Annotated in this window: 16 protein-coding genes and 1 riboswitch; of the genes, 9 read left to right on the top strand and 7 right to left on the bottom strand. The window is 68.8% G+C overall.

Annotated features, from left to right (window positions below; genetic code table 11):
• Nucleotides 1-45 precede the first annotated feature (45 nt).
• Nucleotides 46-498 (bottom strand): hypothetical protein, encoded by a 453-nt coding sequence (locus tag ACZ45E_RS14725; protein ID WP_468220640.1) that lies wholly within the window; start codon nt 496-498, stop codon nt 46-48.
• Between the two features lie 124 nt (nt 499-622).
• Here ACZ45E_RS14725 and ACZ45E_RS14720 point away from each other — a divergent pair, with 124 nt between their 5' ends.
• The gene (locus tag ACZ45E_RS14720) at nt 623-1,591 is read left to right on the top strand and encodes a diacylglycerol/lipid kinase family protein (RefSeq protein ID WP_468220638.1); all 969 of its coding nucleotides are present in this window, start codon (nt 623-625) and stop codon (nt 1,589-1,591) included.
• A 320-nt stretch (nt 1,592-1,911) separates the two neighbouring features.
• Nucleotides 1,912-2,169, top strand: coding sequence for a WhiB family transcriptional regulator (locus ACZ45E_RS14715; RefSeq protein WP_016639615.1), 258 nt, complete (start codon nt 1,912-1,914; stop codon nt 2,167-2,169).
• A gap of 214 nt (nt 2,170-2,383) precedes the next feature.
• Here the strand turns inward: ACZ45E_RS14715 and ACZ45E_RS14710 are convergent, their stop codons facing one another.
• Both ACZ45E_RS14710 and ACZ45E_RS14705 read right to left on the bottom strand, forming a co-directional pair.
• Nucleotides 2,384-3,850: a sensor histidine kinase gene (locus ACZ45E_RS14710; RefSeq protein WP_468220786.1), complete on the bottom strand. Its 1,467-nt coding sequence runs from the start codon at nt 3,848-3,850 to the stop codon at nt 2,384-2,386.
• Between the two features lie 357 nt (nt 3,851-4,207).
• Nucleotides 4,208-4,831: a TetR/AcrR family transcriptional regulator gene (locus ACZ45E_RS14705; RefSeq protein ID WP_468220634.1), complete on the bottom strand. Its 624-nt coding sequence runs from the start codon at nt 4,829-4,831 to the stop codon at nt 4,208-4,210.
• 96 nt (nt 4,832-4,927) lie between these two features.
• Here ACZ45E_RS14705 and ACZ45E_RS14700 point away from each other — a divergent pair, with 96 nt between their 5' ends.
• Together ACZ45E_RS14700 and nagB are read left to right on the top strand one after the other, a co-directional pair.
• Entirely contained in the window at nt 4,928-5,680 is a 753-nt protein-coding gene (locus ACZ45E_RS14700) for an SDR family oxidoreductase (protein WP_468220632.1), read from the top strand.
• Between the two features lie 508 nt (nt 5,681-6,188).
• On the top strand, nt 6,189-6,974 hold the full coding sequence (nagB, locus tag ACZ45E_RS14695; protein WP_468220630.1) for a glucosamine-6-phosphate deaminase: 786 nt from the start codon (nt 6,189-6,191) through the stop codon (nt 6,972-6,974).
• Between the two features lie 284 nt (nt 6,975-7,258).
• Here the strand turns inward: nagB and ACZ45E_RS14690 are convergent, their stop codons facing one another.
• The 4 genes from ACZ45E_RS14690 to ACZ45E_RS14675 all read right to left on the bottom strand — a co-directional run bounded on the left by ACZ45E_RS14690 (nt 7,259) and on the right by ACZ45E_RS14675 (nt 12,061).
• Nucleotides 7,259-8,854, bottom strand: coding sequence for a glycoside hydrolase family 3 protein (locus ACZ45E_RS14690; protein WP_468220629.1), 1,596 nt, complete (start codon nt 8,852-8,854; stop codon nt 7,259-7,261).
• A 9-nt stretch (nt 8,855-8,863) separates the two neighbouring features.
• Complete coding sequence (locus ACZ45E_RS14685; RefSeq protein WP_468220626.1) at nt 8,864-9,694, bottom strand: carbohydrate ABC transporter permease; 831 nt, start codon at nt 9,692-9,694, stop codon at nt 8,864-8,866.
• Nucleotides 9,691-10,680: a carbohydrate ABC transporter permease gene (locus ACZ45E_RS14680; protein ID WP_468220625.1), complete on the bottom strand. Its 990-nt coding sequence runs from the start codon at nt 10,678-10,680 to the stop codon at nt 9,691-9,693. The genes ACZ45E_RS14685 and ACZ45E_RS14680 overlap by 4 nt, the downstream gene beginning before the upstream one ends.
• Before the next feature lie 97 nt (nt 10,681-10,777).
• Nucleotides 10,778-12,061 (bottom strand): extracellular solute-binding protein, encoded by a 1,284-nt coding sequence (locus ACZ45E_RS14675; RefSeq protein WP_468220623.1) that lies wholly within the window; start codon nt 12,059-12,061, stop codon nt 10,778-10,780.
• Nucleotides 12,062-12,451: 390 nt separating this feature from the next.
• Here ACZ45E_RS14675 and ACZ45E_RS14670 point away from each other — a divergent pair, with 390 nt between their 5' ends.
• The 5 genes from ACZ45E_RS14670 (at nt 12,452) to mctP (ending at nt 17,697) form a co-directional block, all read left to right on the top strand.
• Complete coding sequence (locus tag ACZ45E_RS14670; protein ID WP_398198808.1) at nt 12,452-13,216, top strand: GntR family transcriptional regulator; 765 nt, start codon at nt 12,452-12,454, stop codon at nt 13,214-13,216.
• 112 nt (nt 13,217-13,328) lie between these two features.
• Nucleotides 13,329-15,491, top strand: a complete 2,163-nt coding sequence (locus ACZ45E_RS14665; protein ID WP_468220620.1) for a carbon starvation CstA family protein — start codon at nt 13,329-13,331, stop codon at nt 15,489-15,491.
• Nucleotides 15,460-15,663 carry a YbdD/YjiX family protein gene (locus tag ACZ45E_RS14660; RefSeq protein WP_468220618.1) on the top strand — a complete coding sequence of 68 codons (204 nt, stop codon included), beginning with the start codon at nt 15,460-15,462 and terminating at the stop codon, nt 15,661-15,663. The genes ACZ45E_RS14665 and ACZ45E_RS14660 overlap by 32 nt, the downstream gene beginning before the upstream one ends.
• 139 nt (nt 15,664-15,802) lie before the next feature.
• Nucleotides 15,803-16,072 carry a DUF3311 domain-containing protein gene (locus ACZ45E_RS14655; protein WP_468220617.1) on the top strand — a complete coding sequence of 90 codons (270 nt, stop codon included), beginning with the start codon at nt 15,803-15,805 and terminating at the stop codon, nt 16,070-16,072.
• The gene (mctP, locus tag ACZ45E_RS14650) at nt 16,069-17,697 is read left to right on the top strand and encodes a monocarboxylate uptake permease MctP (protein WP_468220615.1); all 1,629 of its coding nucleotides are present in this window, start codon (nt 16,069-16,071) and stop codon (nt 17,695-17,697) included. The genes ACZ45E_RS14655 and mctP overlap by 4 nt, the downstream gene beginning before the upstream one ends.
• A 159-nt stretch (nt 17,698-17,856) precedes the next feature.
• A riboswitch (cobalamin riboswitch) is annotated at nt 17,857-17,937 on the top strand.
• The last annotated feature ends 58 nt before the right edge of the window (nt 17,938-17,995 follow it).

Below are 17,995 nucleotides of genomic sequence, written 5' to 3'. Positions count from 1 at the left end.
CCGGTGCATTCTCCGCACCGGGCGCCTTCATGTCGTGCGCTCCGCCTACTTGGTCTGCTGTGCGCTCCCCGGCGTGCGGATACCCAGCGCGCGCGTGGTCGCCGGGTTGACCAGCAGCACCAACGCGGCGATCGCCACGGCGGCGAGCGCGATCCCCCCAGGGATGGCCATGCTGTCCGCCTGGAGCAACGTGTAGGCCACCGGCAGCGCCATGATCTGCGTGATGATCGCGGGGCCGCGGCTCCAGCCCTTACGGGCGAGCAGCCCGCGCGCGGCCAGCAGCGGCAGCAGCGCGAGCACGATGAGGGTCACACCGCCGGTGACGGCCTGTTCCGGGTTGTCGGGGTGTCCCGCGATCCCGGCGAGCAGCATGTAGACGCCGCCCACGAGGAGCGCGAGCCCTTCGAGTCCGGCCAGGGCCGCGGCGGCGGTCAGCCGGCCGGGGCGGGGGCCGTCTTCTTCGGAGTTCTCGGGGGCGGGATTCTGCTCTGAGGTCACCCTTGCAGGGTAGCTCTCGGCCGCCCGGGTGCCGCAGGGCGTTCCCGGTCCGGACCCGCTCGGCGCTTACCCGACGCCTACCTCGGGCTGGGCCCGATCAAGGGCGCTAGGTACCCTGCTTCGCATGCGTGCACTTCTTGTGGTCAATCCAGCGGCAACCACCACCAGTGCGCGCACGCGCGATGTCCTGATCCACGCACTCGCGAGCGAGATGAAGCTCGAGGCGGTCACCACGGAGTACCGCGGCCACGCCCGCGACCTGGGGCGGCAGGCCGCCGAGAGCAAGGACATCGAGCTCGTCGTCGCCCTGGGCGGCGACGGAACGGTCAACGAGGTCGTGAACGGGCTGCTGCACCACGGCCCCGATCTCGACCGGTTGCCGGGTCTGGCTGTCGTCCCCGGCGGCTCCACGAACGTCTTCGCCCGCGCCCTCGGACTGCCGAACGAGCCCGTGGAGGCCACCGGACAGCTCCTGGACGCCCTGCGCGAAGGCCGTGAGCGGACGGTGGGTCTGGGCCTCGCCGAGGGCACCGCGGGCACGGAGGACGAGTCGGTCCCGTCCCGCTGGTTCACGTTCAGTGCGGGGGTCGGCTTCGACGCGGGAGTGGTGGGCCGGGTGGAGCAGCAGCGGGAACGGGGCAAACGTTCGACGCATGCCCTGTACGTGCGACAGGTCGTACGCCAATTCCTCGGCGAGCCCGACCGCCGGCACGGCACCATCACGCTCGAACGGCCGGGCGAGGACCCGGTCACGGATCTGGTCGTCTCCATAGTCAGCAACACGTCTCCGTGGTCGTTCCTGGGCAACCGTCCGCTCTATCCGACACCTCAGGCGTCCTTCGACACCGGCCTTGACGTGCTCGGACTCAAGAAACTGTCGACTCCCGCCGTGGCCCGTTACGGCACCCAGCTGCTGACCTCGTCACCCGAGCGCGGACCGCACGGTAAGAACGCGGTTACGCTCCATGACCTCACCGACTTCACCTTGCATTCGAAGGTGCCCCTGCCCCTTCAGATGGACGGTGACCACCTGGGGCTAAGGACGAGCGTGACGTTCACAGGCGTACGCCGTGCACTGCGTGTGATTGTGTGAGTGGAAGGGCCCAAAGTCCTTTATCTCGAACGTTTGGGCCAGGATCCACCCCATAGAAGTACGGCTGTGACCTAGCCGACACCGAGGAATCAAAAAAAACTTTCCGGAAGGGGTTGTATCCGCCGCCGAGGTTTGCGAATCTCTACATGGCGATCGGGACGGCCCGCAACATCGGCCCCACAGAGAGCCCGAATCCCCTCCTCAACACAACGGACACCCGTCGCAGATGTGACGTTCGTCCCTTCACTTGTTGAGGGATTCGTGAAAGCGTTCACATTCACAAGCTAACCCGCACGTAATACCAAGGAGAGGTAGCAGCCATGGACTGGCGTCACAACGCCGTTTGTCGCGAGGAAGACCCCGAGCTGTTCTTCCCCATCGGCAACACCGGTCCCGCGCTGCTGCAGATCGAGGAAGCCAAGGCCGTCTGCCGCCGCTGCCCCGTCATGGAGCAGTGCCTGCAGTGGGCGCTCGAGTCCGGCCAGGACTCCGGCGTCTGGGGTGGCCTCAGCGAGGACGAGCGCCGCGCGATGAAGCGCCGCGCCGCTCGCAACCGGGCCCGTCAGGCCTCCGCCTGACCCCCGCACCCCTTACGAGCCTGAGCCCGGCGGCGCGTACAGCGAGTACGCATCCCCCCGCCCCCGAGCCGCAGCGCGCAGTACCCCCGATGCTCCCCCAGGCTCAGCCCGGGACATGACCCGAGCAACGCGAGCAGTGAGCCCCGGACCGTTCAACGGTCCGGGGCTCACTGCTGTTTGTGGCCGCCGTGTGTCTACGTAGTCGTACGGAGGACTACTTGTGGGTGCGCACCGGGATGTCGAGGACCACCTGGGTGCCCCGCTCGGGCGCGGCCACCATGTCGAACGTTCCGCCCAATTCACCCTCCACCAAGGTGCGTACGATCTGCAGCCCCAGGTTGCCGGTCCGCTTCGGGTCGAAGTTCTCGGGCAGGCCGACACCGTCGTCCGTGACGGTGATCAGCAGCCGGATGTCCTTGCTCGTGCCGCCGCGTACCGCGGAGACCTCGACGGTGCCGGTGTCGCCCTGCCGGTAGCCGTGCTCCAGGGCGTTCTGCAGCACTTCGGTCAGGACCATCGACAGCGGGGTGGCCACCTCCGCGTCAAGGATCCCGAAACGGCCGGTGCGCGTGCCCGTCACCTGGCCAGGCGAGATCTCGGCGACCATGGCGAGCACCCGGTCGGCGATCTCGTCGAACTCCACGCGCTCGTCCAGATTCTGCGAGAGCGTCTCATGCACGATCGCGATGGAACCGACGCGCCGGACCGCCTCTTCGAGCGCCTCGCGCCCCCTGTCCGACTCGATGCGCCGGGCCTGGAGACGGAGCAGCGCGGCCACTGTCTGCAGATTGTTCTTCACCCGGTGATGGATCTCCCGGATGGTCGCGTCCTTGGTGATCAACTCACGCTCGCGACGCCGCAGTTCGGTGACGTCACGCAGCAGGACCAGCGAACCGATGCGCGGCCCCTTGGGCTTGAGGGGGATGGCCCGCAGCTGGATCGACCCCTCCTCGCCCTCGATCTCGAACTCCCGCGGCGCCCATCCGCTGGCCACCTTGGCGAGAGCCTCGTCCACCGGGCCGCGGGAGGGAGCGAGTTCGGCCGTGGTCCTGCCCAGGTGGTGGCCGACCAGATCCGCCGAGAAACCCAACCGGTGATAGGCGGACAGAGCGTTGGGGGACGCGTACTGGACGACTCCGTCGGCGTCGAGCCGGATGAGTCCGTCGCCCACGCGCGGGGAGGCGTCCATGTCCACCTGCTGCCCGGGGAACGGGAAGGAGCCGGCCGCGATCATCTGCGCCAGGTCGGAGGCCGACTGCAGATAGGTCAGCTCCAGGCGGGACGGTGTACGGACAGTCAGCAGGTTCGTGTTGCGCGCGATGACGCCGAGGACCCGGCCCTCCCTTCGTACGGGAATGGACTCGACCCGCACCGGAACCTCCTCCCGCCACTCGGGGTCCCCCTCACGCACGATGCGGCCCTCGTCGAGAGCGGCGTCCAGCATGGGGCGGCGGCCGCGCGGCACCAGATGCCCGACCATGTCGTCCTGGTAGGACGTCGGACCGGTGTTCGGCCGCATCTGCGCAACGGAGACGTATCGGGTGCCGTCGCGCGTGGGGACCCACAGGACCAGGTCGGCGAAGGAGAGGTCGGAGAGCAGCTGCCACTCCGAGACCAGCAGGTGGAGCCACTCGAGGTCGGAGTCACCGAGGGCGGTGTGCTGGCGTACGAGATCGTTCATGGAGGGCACGCGCCGAGCGTACCCGCCGGTCGGCGGCGCCCGAAAAGACCGACGGGCCGCGGCGCCGGGGGTCGGGACCCTCAACCCTTTCCCTGGCACCGCAGCCCTTCAGGTGCATCGACTGCCAGGTGTGCGGTTCCCGGCTGCCGATCGAGGAACCGCCGCAGTCAGGGCAGAGAGCGCGGATCCTCTGTCCGTCCTCCTGTGCGGGGAGGGCGGAGGTCTTCATCAGGCATTGTGGACTAGACCATTCTCCCATGTCTATGCGTCGGCAGGGGTTTGTTGTCGTCTCTTCCTCCGATCCCGGAGCCGAGATCCGGGCTCGCGCCCGCGACTACGCCCCTCCCCCGCGCGAAGTCATGCACGGACGCCGGAGCGCGCGGGTTCACTCCCGGGCCAGGCGGCCATGGCAAGGTCGGCGATCGCCTCCAGCTCCACCCTGCTCGCGCCGTCCCGCGACTGTTGCGACATGCCCTGGAAGACGGCCCCTACAAAGCGGGCGAGCGCTGCGGTGTCCGCGTGCTCCGGCAACTCCCCCGCGGCCGCCCCCTGCCGCAGCCGGTCCTCGATCGCGGCGAGACTTGCACCGCGCTGCTCGCGCAGGCCCTGCTCGACCTCGGGCGTCGTGCAGTTCGTCGCGGCGTGGATCACGAGGCAGCCGTGCGGGTGGGCAGGATCGGTGAACTCGTCGGCGGCCTCCCTCAGCAGCCGTTCGACGGCGCCGCGGGCGGTGGGCTCCTCGGTCAGAGCGCGGGCCGGCCCTGCACCGTGCGTGGTGCCGTAGACCCGCACGACCTCCTCGAACAGCGAGCGCTTGTCGCCGAAAGCGGCGTACAGGCTGGGGGCGCCGATGCCCATCTCGCGCGTCAGCTCGGAGACGGACGTCCCCTCGTACCCGTTCTCCCAGAAGGCTCGCATGGCCTTCTCCAGGGCGGTCTCCCGGTCGAATGAGCGGGGCCGCCCGCGCTGCTTGGTCGCCATGGGGTGAATTCTATAGCGACCACTAGAAATCTGGGAGGCGGGTGCGCTACGGTCATTTTCATAACGACCGCTACACATTTGAGGAGGGGCGTCGCCATGGGCGTTCTCACGGGCAAGACGGCACTGGTCACGGGCGCGAGCCGGGGCATCGGGCGAGGCATCGCCGAGCGGCTCGGCCGGGACGGTGCGCGGATCGCGGTGCACTACGGGGTGAACCAGGCGGCGGCGGAGGAGACGGTGGCCGCGATCGAGGCGGCCGGCGGATCGGCGTTCGCCATCGGGGCGGAGCTCGGGGCGCCCGGCGCGGCCCAGGAGTTGTGGGAGAAGTTCGACGCGCGGGCGGACGGCGTGGACATCCTGGTGAACAACGCGGGGATCGGCACGTCGAACTCCTTCGAGAAGATCGAGGAAGCGGAGTTCGACCGCCTCTTCACCGTCAATACCAAGGCACCGTTCTTCCTCGCCCAGCTCGCGGCCCCGAAGCTGCGCGACGGCGGGCGGATCATCAACATCTCCACTGGCGTCACCCACACCGCGATGCTGCCCGACCTCATGCCGTACGCGATGACGAAGGGCGCCCTCGAAGTACTGACGCACTATCTGGCCAAGATCCTCGGACCGCGCGGCATCACGGCGAACACGGTGGCACCCGGCATCGTCGACACCGACGTCAACGCGGAGTGGCTGCGCGCGAGCGACGAGGCGTGGGCGGGCGCGGCCGCGATATCGACTCTGGGCAGGGTGGGAACACCGGCGGACATAGCCGACGTGGTGGCGTTCCTGGCGTCGCCGGACGGCCGGTGGGTGACGGGCCAGTGGGTGGACGCGACGGGGGGTTCGCTGCTCTGACGGGTCACCGGTTCTTGAGTTGCCGGGTTCATGGGCTGCCGGGTTCACGGGCTGCCGGGTTCACGGGCTGCCGGGTTCATAGGCTGCCGGGTTCACGGGCTGCCCGGTTCTTGAGTTGCCGGGTTCACGGGCTGCCGGGTTCATAGGCTGGTCGGTTCCTGAAGTGCCGGAGTCTTGAGCTGACGAGCTCTTGGGCTGCCGCGCCCCTCGAACCGCCACGTTACTGAGTCGCCGAACTCCCGTGGTTGCCTGGCTGCCGACCGTTCGGCCGTTCGACCGATCGGCCTGCTCAGCTTCCGAGCCTCGGCCCCTCACCCCGGGGACGCATCAGCAGTCGGCCCGCGCCTCCCGACATGCCGACGCCCGCCGCAGCGCTGAGCATGGACGCAGCAGGGGCGGGCCGTGGAGGGCCTGACCTGGAGGGGGTCACTCTGCTAGATTGGTCTATACCACATCCCCCTAAGTCCCTTCAGTTGCTGACTCCTCTGACCAGAACGGCAGGCCCAGCGTGGAAGTTGTGATCGTTCCGGATGCCAAGGCAGGTGGCGAGCTGATCGCCGAGGCCATGGCCCAGCTGTTGCGGCGCAAGCCCGACGCGTTGCTCGGCGTGGCCACCGGCTCGACCCCGCTGCCCATCTACCAGGCGCTGACGGCCAAGGTGCGGGCCGGTGAGGTCGACGCGGCGAAGGCCCGCATCGCCCAGCTCGACGAGTACGTGGGGTTGCCGACGGGGCACCCCGAGTCCTACCGGGCGACAGTGCTGCGCGAGGTCGTGGAGCCGCTCGGGCTCGACGAGTCGTCCTTCATGGGCCCGGACGGCAGCGCCGCGGACGTGCAGGGTGCGTGCGAGGCGTACGACAGAGCGCTGGCCGAGGCGGGCGGTGTCGACCTTCAGCTGCTGGGGATCGGGACGGACGGACACATCGGGTTCAACGAGCCGTGCTCGTCGATCGCGTCGCGCACCCGGATCAAGACGCTGACCGAGCAGACCATCACGGACAACGCGCGATTCTTCGAGGGTGACCTGAGCCAGGTGCCGCGGCACGTCATCACGCAGGGCATCGGCACGATCCTGGAGGCTCGGCACCTGGTGCTGCTCGCCACCGGTGAGGGCAAGGCGGACGCCGTGGCGGCGACCGTCGAGGGACCGATCGCGTCGGTGGTGCCGGCATCGGCGTTGCAGCTGCACCCGCACGCGACGGTCGTCGTGGACGAGGCCGCCGCGTCCAAGCTGAAGCTCGCGGACTACTTCCGGCACACGTACGTCAACAAGCCGGAGTGGCAGGGCCTGTAAGCCGGCCAAGCACGGCGCCCTCGGGCCGGAACAGGAAGGTGCCGGGCATCCCCGCTCGGGATGACCGGCACTTTCCGGCAACAACCACCGGGGCGCCTCGGCGCGGCGTCCGACTGCCCGAATACTCAGCGATCCAGGCGCCCCGCCATCCGGCACCCCAGGCGCCCCGCCATCCCGGGCACCCCGCCACCCCGGCACTCAGCCGCCCCGGCGCCCATCTGTCCAGGCGCCCAGATCCCCAAGTGCGCGAAGGCGAGAGGCGGAAGGCACCGCCCTCACCGCCCTCACCCGGCGACGATGACCTCCGCGGCCGCGATCCCGCAGACCCGGGCCGCGCCATGGGTGGCGATGTGCAGCGCGCCCCGCGGCGGGGCCGTCGGTACGCCCATCTCGACGACGACCGTGTCCGGGCGGGCGGTGAGCAGGGTGTCGAGGGCTCCGGACATCCAGGCGTGGCGGTGTTCGTCGCGGACCACGGCCACGATCCGCCGGTCGCCCGCCGCGGACAGCGCGGCCGGGCCGGCGTCCTGACCCGCGTAGGAGCCGGTGGTGGTGCCGGGGAGCAGACGTTCGAGTTCGGCACCGACACCCCAGGGGGTCTCGTCGCCGACGGCGATGTTGGCGACCGGGGAGAAGGCCGCGACGTGCACGGGGGCGGTCACCGGCGGGGCGTACTCGCCGCGTGTCACCCTGACCGCACGACGGGCCGCGACCAGCCCGATCTCCGAACCCCCCGCGCCCCCCGAGCCACCCAAACCGCCCGCGCCCCCCGAGCCACCCGAACCCCCCGAACCCCCCGAAACTCCCGAGCCTCCCCCAGTCCGCCCCGATGCCGCGGCGGCGGACGCCGCGTTCGCGCTCTCGCTCGCTCCCGTCGTCCACTGCGCCAGTGCGCGCACTCTGGTGGCGGCGTCCGCGAGGCGTTCCTCGGGGAGTTCGCCGGAGCGTACGGCGGCGACGAGGGCGTCCCGCAGGCCGGTCACCGTCTGTTCGTCGGAGAGGCCGCCGCCCACGCAGATGGCGTCGGCCCCGGCGGCGATGGCGAGGACGCTGCCGCGTTCGATGCCGTAGGCGGCGGAGATGGCCTGCATCTCGATGCCGTCGGTGACGATGAGGCCGTCGTAGCCGAGTTCCTCGCGGAGCAGACCCGTGAGGATGCGACGGGAGAGCGTTGCCGGGCGTTCGGGGTCCAGGGCGGGGACGAGGATGTGGGCGCTCATCACAGCGCGGCTGCCTGCCGCGATCGCCGCGCGGAACGGGGCGAGGTCGCGGGCGTGCAGCACGTCGAGGTCGACGTCGATGAGCGGCATGTCGTGGTGCGAGTCGACTCCGGTGTCGCCGTGCCCGGGGAAGTGCTTGGTGCAGGCGGCGACGCCCGCGGCCTGCATGCCTTCGACGTACGCAGCGGTGTGCCGGGCCACGAGGGCGGGGTCGGCGCCGAAGGAGCGGACGCCGATGACCGGGTTGTCGGGGTTGGCGTTGACGTCGGCGGAGGGTGCCCAGTTGAGGTTGACACCGCACTCGGCGAGGCGTCGGCCGAGCTCGAAGGCGACGCCCCGGGTGAGTTCCACGTCGTCGACGGCGCCGAGGGCGTGGTTGCCGGGGAACGAGGAGCCCGTACGGACTTCGAGGCGGGTGACGTCGCCGCTCTCCTCGTCGATGGCGACGAGGATGTCGTCGCGTTCCGCCTTCAGCTGGGCGGTGAGAGCCGCCAGTTGGTCGGGGGTCTGGATGTTGCGGCCGAACAGGCCGACGGACGCGAGGCCCTCGCCGAGCCTGCGCAGCAGCCAGTCAGGGGCGGTGGTGCCGGAGAAGCCGGGCTGAAGGACGGTGAGCGCGTCACGGGTGAGCGTGTCGACGGCGCGAGTGACAGTGGTCATCGGCTGGCGTTATCCCTTCACGGCGCCGGCGGTCAGGCCGCTGACGGCCTTGCGCTGCAGGAAGACGAAGAGGATGAGGATCGGGATCGCGAAGATGGAAGCCGCGGCCATGGTCGCACCCCAGTCGTCCCCGAACTGGCTCTGGAACTGCGACAGCCAGACAGGCAGGGTCTTCGACTGCGGTTCCTTGTTGAGGATCAGGACGAGCGGGAACTCGTTCCACGCTGTGATGAATCCGAAGAGCGAGGTGGCCATGAGGCCCGGCGCGAGCAGCGGCAGGATGACCTTGACGAAGGCCTGCGGGCGGCTGCAGCCGTCGACCATGGCGGACTCCTCCAGCTCCTTGGGCACCGCGGCGACATAGCCGCGCAGCGTCAGGATCGTGAAGGGCAGCACCATCACCATGTAGAAGAGGGTCAGCGGCACCAGGCTGTTCAGCATGTCGGCATCGCGCACGAGCATGTAGATCGCGATGACCATGACCTCCCACGGGGCCATCTGCGCGATCATGAAGACCACGATCATGCCCTTGCGCCCCTTGAAGCGCATACGGGCGAGGGCGAACGACGCGAACAGCGCGATGACGAGGGAGAAGACGACCGCGCACACCGTGACGGTGATGGAGTTGAGCACCAGGCGACCGAAGTCGGGCGCGTTGACCGCCGTCTTGAAGTGTTCGAACGTGACGTCGGTCGGGATCCAGACCGGGGTCTCGGTGATGATGTCGGCGGTCGGCTTGAAGGCCGTGCTGAACATCCAGTACACCGGGAAGACGAGTACCGCGAACAGCGCGATCGCCGTGGCGTTGGGCCAGATGCGGCCGAGCAGTGAGCGCTTCACAGCTCGTCCTCCTCTTGCTTGAGAACGATGCGGAGGTAGTACGCGGTGAGGATCAGCATGATCACGATGGTGAGCAGCGCGATCGCGGCGCCCATGCCGTAGTGCTGGTTGCCGACGCCCTCGACGAAGGCGTAGATCGGCAGGGTCTCGGTGAGCCGGTCCGGGCCGCCCTCGTTGATCGTGAAGATCTGCGGGAACGCCTTGAAGACCCAGATGACCTCGAGGAACGTCGTCGCGTAGAGGAAGGGGCGCAGGAACGGGAAGGTCACCGAGGTGAACGACTTCCACACGCCGGCGCCGTCCAGGGACGCGGCCTCGTACAGCTCCTTGGAGATGGTGGTCGTGGCGGCGTACAGGTTGATCGCGACGAAGGGGATCGACTGCCAGACGATCAGCAGGGTGACCACGAAGAACGTGGACAGCTGCGAGCCGGTCCAGTTGTAGTCGGCCATGGAGTGCCAACCGAGCTTGTCCAGGACGTAGTTGACGACGCCGAAGCGCTGCGCGAACAGCCACTGGTAGACCGTGGACGCGGCGACCACCGGCATCGCCCAGGCGAGCACGAGGCCCAGCATGAGCGTCAGTCGCATCTTCTTGCCCAGGCGCGCGAGCAGCAACCCGATGAGGGTGCCGAGCACCATGATCACGACGACGTTGACCGCCGTGAAGACGATCGAGCGGACGGTGACGCGCCAGAAGTCCTCGCCGGTGAGGACCTGCCGGTAGTTCTCGAAGCCGTTCCACTCGGTGACATGCTGGATGAGCTGGCCCATGTTGAGGTTCTGGAACGACAGCATGCCGTCCTTCACCAGGGGCCAGCCGAGGAAGATCGCCGTCACCACGAGGGCCGGGAGCAGCAGCAGATACGGCACGGCGGCCGCCGTGCCCTTCCGCTTGTCCCCCCGTGGCCCGGGTGCGCGACCGCTGCCGTGTCCGTCGGCCGTGACCTTTTCGGTCACCTCCGCCGGATTGGTCTGCACTGCCATGCTCGCCATCTCTTCCAAAGCCGTACAAGGACGATGCGTGGGGCCGGGGCGGCGGACGGGGCTCATGCCCTGTCCGCCGCCACGGCTCGGGGCGCGTCTACTGCTGCTGGCTCAGGCGCTTGTTGAGTTCGCCCTCGACCTGCTTGGCCGCGGCCGCCGGCGACTTACCGTTCAGGACCGCGGTCATGTAGGTCTTGATCGGGTTCGGCGGGTTCTCCACCGGCGCCCACTCCGGGATCAGCGGGGTCGTGCCACCGGCCTTGGCGGCGGCGGGGGCACCGGCCATGGCGGCCGGCTGGTCCTTGGCGTAGGACTCCAGGGCCGGGGACTTCGGGACCCAGCCGGCCTCCTTGACCAGCTGGCCGTCGTTCTCGACGGAGAGCGCGACCTTCAGGAACTCCTTGGCGAGCTCCTGCTTCTTGCTGCCGGCCGCGACGGCGAGGTTGGAGCCGCCGAGGAAGACACCCTCGGGCTTCGCCGCGGTCTCACCCGGGATGGTGAAGAAGCCGATGTCCTCGGCCTTGAGCTTCTTGGCCTGCAGCGCGGTGCCGGCCTCGTAGCCCATGGCGATGATCGCGCCGGTGTTGCCCTTGCCGAAGACGGTGGCCTGCTGCGGCGTGGCCTCGTCCTTGTCCTTCGGCGCCTTGGAGAAGTCCTGGTACTGCTTGTAGACGTCCATGGCCTTGGCGACCTTCGGGTCGCCGAGGTTGGAGACCCACTTGCCGCTTGCCTTCTTCACGGGCTCGACGCCCTGGCCGACGAGCAGGCCGTCGAAGAAGTACCAGTTCTGGCCCGGCAGGTAGAGCGGCTCGGCGTCCGTCTTCTGGCCGATCTTCTTGAAGTCGTCGAAGAGCTCCTGGCGGGTCTTCGGCGTCCCCTTGATCCCGGCCTCGGCCCAGATCTTCTTGTTGTACATGACCGTGCGGTTACCGAAGTACCAGGGCAGCGCGTACTGCTTGCCCTCGTAGACGGAGGGCTTGTTGACCGCCTCGGCCCAGTCGCCGCCGATCTCCGACTTGAGGTCGGACAGGTCGGCCAGACCACCGGTCTTGGCGTACGCCGGGGTCTGCGTGTTGCCGATCTCCAGGACGTCGGGCGGGTCGGTCTCCGAGAGGGCCGTGGTGACCTTCTGCTGGATGCCGTTCCACTCCTGGACCTGGATGTTCAGCTTGGCCTTGGTCTTCTTCTCGAACTCGGCCTTGACCTTCTTGGTCCACTCCGGCGGGTTGGAGCCGGACATGGTCCAGACGGTCAGCGTCTGTCCCTTGTAGCCTTCGGCTCCGGCCTTACCGCCGTTGTCCTTGTCGTCGTCGCTGCCACAGGCCGCGATCGAGACCAACATGCCCGCGACACCGATGGCCGCTATGAGCTTGCGCTTCACGTCACCCTCCTCAGGGATGCCAGCAACCCCCCCACCCACAGCGACGCATACGACGAGTAGTGCACCTGGGGACTGGGAAACCGGTCTAGGTTTAATGGTTTAGACCAGTACCCGGAGCTTGGCCCAGACCAATTGAGGTGTCAAGGGTGGCCGAGAAAGGTCTCCGCGTCCGTTATCGGAACGACACCCGCCGGACGCCACAAGGGTGTTGGGGCATTCGCGGGACCGCTCCCATCATCCGGTGCGTGGACTAGACCAGACGGTCGGCGGGCGGTATAAGGAGGGATCACGGAGCGTGCGGGGAGTCCCCCGGAGCGAGCCGTGCCACGATGTGAGCCGTGACCGGTGGGTACGTCGGTCGCATCGGCACCGGAGCCGGGAAGGCGGAGCATGAGCACCGACGTGAGCAGTGCGGAGAACGAGAGCGGGGCGCCCGTCCGTACCGCACGCGTGCCCAAGTACTACCGCCTCAAGAAGCATCTGCTCGACATGACGGAGACCCTGCCGCCGGGCACGCCGGTGCCGCCGGAGCGCACGCTCGCCGCCGAGTTCGACACCTCGCGCACCACCGTCCGCCAGGCGCTCCAGGAGCTGGTCGTCGAGGGCCGCCTGGAGCGCATCCAGGGCAAGGGCACCTTCGTCGCCAAGCCCAAGGTGTCGCAGGCGCTCCAACTCACCTCGTACACCGAGGACATGCGCGCGCAGGGGCTGGAGCCGACCTCGCAGCTGCTCGACATCGGGTACGTCACCGCGGACGACACCCTCGCCGGGCTGCTCGACATCTCCGCGGGGGGACGCGTGCTGCGCATCGAGCGGCTGCGGCTGGCCAGCGGGGAGCCGATGGCCATCGAGACCACTCACCTTTCGGCCAAGCGCTTCCCGGCGCTGCGCCGCTCGCTCGTCAAGTACACCTCGCTGTACACGGCGCTCGCCGAGGTCTACGACGTGCACCTCGCCGAGGCCGAGGAGACCATCGAGACGTCGCTGGCCACACCGCGCGAGGCCGGCCTGCTCGGCACCGACGTGGGCCTGCCGATGCTGATGCTCTCCCGCCACTCGATCGACGGTTCGGCCCAGCCGGTGGAGTGGGTGCGCTCGGTGTACCGGGGCGACCGGTACAAGTTCGTGGCGCGCCTGAAGCGGCCGATGGACTGATCCCGCCCCCCTGATCCCACGGGGAACGGGACCGGCTCCGCCCGCGGTGTGGCGCCGACCACCTTTCTGCCCTACGTTCCTCCCGTCGCCGCATGGACGGGAGGACGCACTCGTGCGTACCGCATCTCACCGCTCTCCGCGCACCATCGCCCTGTGGACCCTCGTCGCGCTCGTCGGCGCGGCGGGCTGGTCCGTACTCGCCCTCTCGCGCGGCGAGGAGGTCTCCGCCGCGTGGATGGTGGCCGCCGCCCTCGGGTCGTACGCCATCGCCTACCGGTTCTACGCGAAGTTCATCGCACACAAGGTGCTGAAGGTCGACGGCGGACGGGCCACGCCCGCCGAGCGGTTGGACAACGGCATCGACTTCCACCCGACCGACCGGCGGGTGCTGCTCGGCCACCACTTCGCCGCCATCGCCGGGGCCGGGCCGCTCGTCGGGCCCGTGCTCGCCGCGCAGATGGGATATCTGCCCGGCACCATCTGGGTCGTCGTCGGGGTGATCTTCGCCGGGGCCGTGCAGGACATGGTCGTGCTGTTCTTCTCGACCCGGCGTGACGGCAAGTCGCTCGGGCAGATGGCGCGCGAGGAGATCGGCCCGTTCGGCGGGGCCGCCGCGCTGCTGGCCGCCTTCGCCATCATGATCATCCTGCTCGGGGTGCTCGCGCTGGTCATCGTGAACGCCCTCGCCGCCTCCCCGTGGGGCACCTTCTCCATCGCGATGACGATCCCCATCGCGCTGTTCATGGGGTTCTACCTGCGGGTCCTGCGGCCGGGCCGGGTCTCCGAAGTCTCCCTGATCGGCGTCGCGCTGCTGCTGCTCGCGCTCGTCGCGGGGCGCTGGGTCGCCGAGTCGTCGCTGGCCGAGACCTTCACGCTCGCACCGTCCACGCTCGTCATCTGGATGGTGGCGTACGGGTTCGTCGCCTCGGTACTGCCCGTGTGGATGCTGCTCGCGCCGCGCGACTACCTCTCCACCTTCATGAAGCTGGGCACGATCGCCCTGCTGGCCGTCGGCGTGATCGTCACGCTGCCGACGCTGAAGATGGACCCCGTCACCGACTTCGCCTCGCGCGGGGACGGACCGGTGTTCGCGGGGTCCCTGTTCCCGTTCGTCTTCATCACCATCGCGTGCGGCGCGCTCTCCGGGTTCCACGCGCTGATCTCCTCCGGTACGACGCCGAAGATGATCCAGAAGGAGACGCAGATCCGCATGATCGGCTACGGCTCCATGCTGATGGAGTCGTCCGTCGCCGTGATGGCGCTCATCGCCGCCTCGATCATCGACCCGGGTCTCTACTTCGCCATGAACGCGCCCGCCGGTGTCATCGGCGACTCCGTGCAGTCCGCCTCCCAGGCCGTGGCGCAGCTGGGCTACTCGATCTCGCCGGACGAACTGGCGCGGGCGGCCCGGCAGGTGGAGGAGGCGAGCCTGCTGTCCCGGACGGGCGGTGCGCCGACCCTGGCGATCGGCGTCTCCGAGATCTTCTCGCAGGTGACCGGCGGGGGGCTGCGTGCCTTCTGGTACCACTTCGCGATCATGTTCGAGGCGCTGTTCATCCTGACCGCGCTCGACGCCGGGACGCGCGTGGGCCGCTTCATGCTCCAGGACATGCTCGGCAACCTCCACAAGCCGTTCAGGAACGTGAGCTGGAAGCCGGGTCTGCTGCTCACCAGCGCCGTCGTGGTCGCCCTGTGGGGCTACTTCCTCTGGGTCGGCGTCCACGAACCGCTCGGCGGGATCAACCAGCTCTTCCCGATCTTCGGCATCTCCAACCAGCTGCTCGCCGCGGTGGCGCTGGCCGTGTGCACGACGCTGCTCGTGAAGTCCGGCCGCCTCAAGTGGGCCTGGGTGACCGGGGTCCCGCTCGTCTGGGACGCGGTCGTCACGCTGACCGCGAGCTGGCAGAAGGTGTTCTCCAGCGATCCGCGCGTCGGCTTCTTCCAGCAGCGCTCGAACTACCAGGACGCCATCGACGCCGGGAAGGTCCTGCCGCCCGCCAGGACCATGGACGACATGCACACCGTCGTCACCAACTCCACGGTGGACGGCGTCCTGTCGGCCGCGCTCGCCGTGCTCGTCATCGTGGTGATCGCGGACGCGGCGCGGATCTGCCTCAAGCACGTACGCGATCCACGGTCGTCGACGCTGAGCGAGGCGGCGTATGTCGAGTCCACGCTGGTGGCCCCGGCCGGGCTCGTCCCCAGCCGGCAGGAGAAGGCGGAGCAACGGAAGGAGGGGCACGATGCGGGCGTCGGCACTGCTCCGGGCGGTTGAGCATGTGCGCTGGTACGTACGCGAGTTGACGGACGAGTCGGCGTACGAGCGCTACGTGGCGCACGCGCGGACCGCGCACCCGGGGACCTCCGTGGCCTCGCGGCGCGAGTTCGAGCGCATGCGGACGGACCGCCAGGAGAAGGACCCGCGGCAGGGGTTCCGCTGCTGCTGAACAGGGCGGAGAGGCGCTCGCGAACGAAAGCTGCACGTCCGTTATCCGGACAGGGGTTCCATAGATCAAGACTCTCGCTTAGATTTCCCGCACGTTAAACGTGAGATAAGTGGGACCAGCGAGGGGACGGAGCCGCCAAATGTCCGATGCGCCGGAAGTTGCGCAACAAGTGGGGAGACCGGTGGTGACACCGGTCCGTGTCGTCATCGGGTTGTGCCTCGTCGCGCCGTTCGTGGCGATGCTCTGGGTCAGCTCCTACGCCAAGATCGACCCGACCTTCATCGGCATCCCGTTCTTCTACTGGTACCAGATGCTCTGGGTGCTCATCTCGACGGGCCTCACGATGATCGCGTACAAGCTGTGGCAGCGTGACCAGCGCGCCCGCAAGGCCTCCAGGAGCCAGGGATGAACGGCGGCGTCAACGGTGTCGCGCTCACCGTCTTCATCATCTTCTTCCTGGCCGTCACGGTCATGGGCTTCCTCGCCGCGCGCTGGCGCCGCTCCGAGACCGACTCGCTCGACGAATGGGGCCTGGGCGGCCGCTCGTTCGGCACCTGGATCACCTGGTTCCTGCTCGGCGGCGACCTCTACACGGCGTACACCTTCGTGGCCGTCCCCGCGGCGATCTACGCGGCGGGCGCGTCCGGCTTCTTCGCCGTGCCGTACACGATCCTGGTGTACCCGCTGATCTTCACGTTCCTGCCGCGCCTGTGGTCGGTCTCGCACAAGCACGGGTACGTGACCACCTCGGACTTCGTGCGCGGCCGCTTCGGCTCCAAGGGCCTCTCGCTGGCGGTCGCGATCACCGGCATCCTCGCCACGATGCCGTACATCGCGCTCCAACTGGTCGGCATCCAGGCCGTGCTCGACGTGATGGGCGTCGGCGGCGGTGAGAACACCAACTGGTTCGTCAAGGACCTGCCGCTGCTGATCGCGTTCGGCGTGCTCGCGGCGTACACGTACTCCTCGGGTCTGCGGGCCCCGGCGCTGATCGCGTTCGTCAAGGACGGCCTGATCTACCTCGTCATCCTGGTCGCCATCATCTACATCCCGATCAAACTGGGCGGCTTCGACGACATCTTCGCCGCGGCCGGCAAGAAGTTCGAGCAGCTCAACCCGGCGACCGGGAAACCCACCGGAGCGCTCGCGCCGGGCGAGTCGGGCACCTGGACCTACGCGACACTGGCGCTCGGCTCGGCCCTCGCGCTGTTCATGTACCCGCACTCGATCACGGCGACCCTGTCGTCCAAGAGCCGCAACGTGATCCGCCGCAACACCACGATCCTGCCGCTGTACTCGCTCATGCTGGGCCTGCTCGCGCTGCTCGGGTTCATGGCGATCGCGGCCGGGATCAAGGTGCAGAACGGACAGTTGGCGATCCCGCAGCTCTTCGAGGACATGTTCCCCGACTGGTTCACGGGGGTGGCCTTCGCCGCCATCGGCATCGGCGCGCTGGTCCCGGCGGCGATCATGTCCATCGCCGCGGCGAACCTCTTCACACGCAACATCTACAAGGACTTCATCAAGCCCGACGCGACGCCCGCGCAGGAGACCAAGGTCTCCAAGCTCGTCTCGCTGCTCGTGAAGGTCGGCGCGCTCGCCTTCGTCCTGACCATGGACAAGACCGTCGCCATCAACTTCCAGCTCCTGGGCGGCATCTGGATCCTCCAGACGATGCCCGCGCTGGTCGGCGGCCTGTTCACGCGCTGGTTCCACCGGTGGGCGCTGCTCGCCGGCTGGGCGGTCGGCATGGTCTACGGCACGCTCGCCGCGTACGGGGTGGCCTCGCCGACGCAGAAGCACTTCGGCGGCTCGTCGGACGAGATCCCCGGCATCGGGGAGATCGGCTACATCGGCCTGACCGCGTTCGTGATGAACGTGATCGTGACCGTGGTCCTCACCTTCGTCCTGAAGGCGGTGAAGGCCCCGGACGGCATCGACGAGACCTCGCCCGAGGACTACACCGCCGACGCCGGGGACAAGGGCGTCCAGCAGGACCTGCCGCCCGTCGTCGGAGCGGGCGCCGGGCACTAGGACACAGCCCCGCACCCCCGCTCCACCCCGCTCCCCAGTCACGGGCCCCTCCGCCGATGGAGGGGCCCGTCGTCGTCCCGCCACCCGGGCCGACACAAGATATGGGCCCGCACCGAGCACCCGGCACAACATGTATGCTCGCTCTCGCTGCAGCCGCAGGGGAATCCGGTGCAAATCCGGAACTGTCCCGCAACGGTGAACGTAAGCGCACATAAAGGCGCCCACGTGAGTCCGATGACCTGTCGCAGCCCGCCCTGGCCGTCCGGCCCGGGTGGAAAGACGTCCGGGCCTCGCGGAA

The sequence above is a fragment of the Streptomyces sp. NPDC030991 genome, assembly GCF_055571235.1.
The sequence above is the reverse complement of the archived record's forward strand: the minus strand, read 5'-3'. Positions and strand labels throughout refer to the sequence as shown.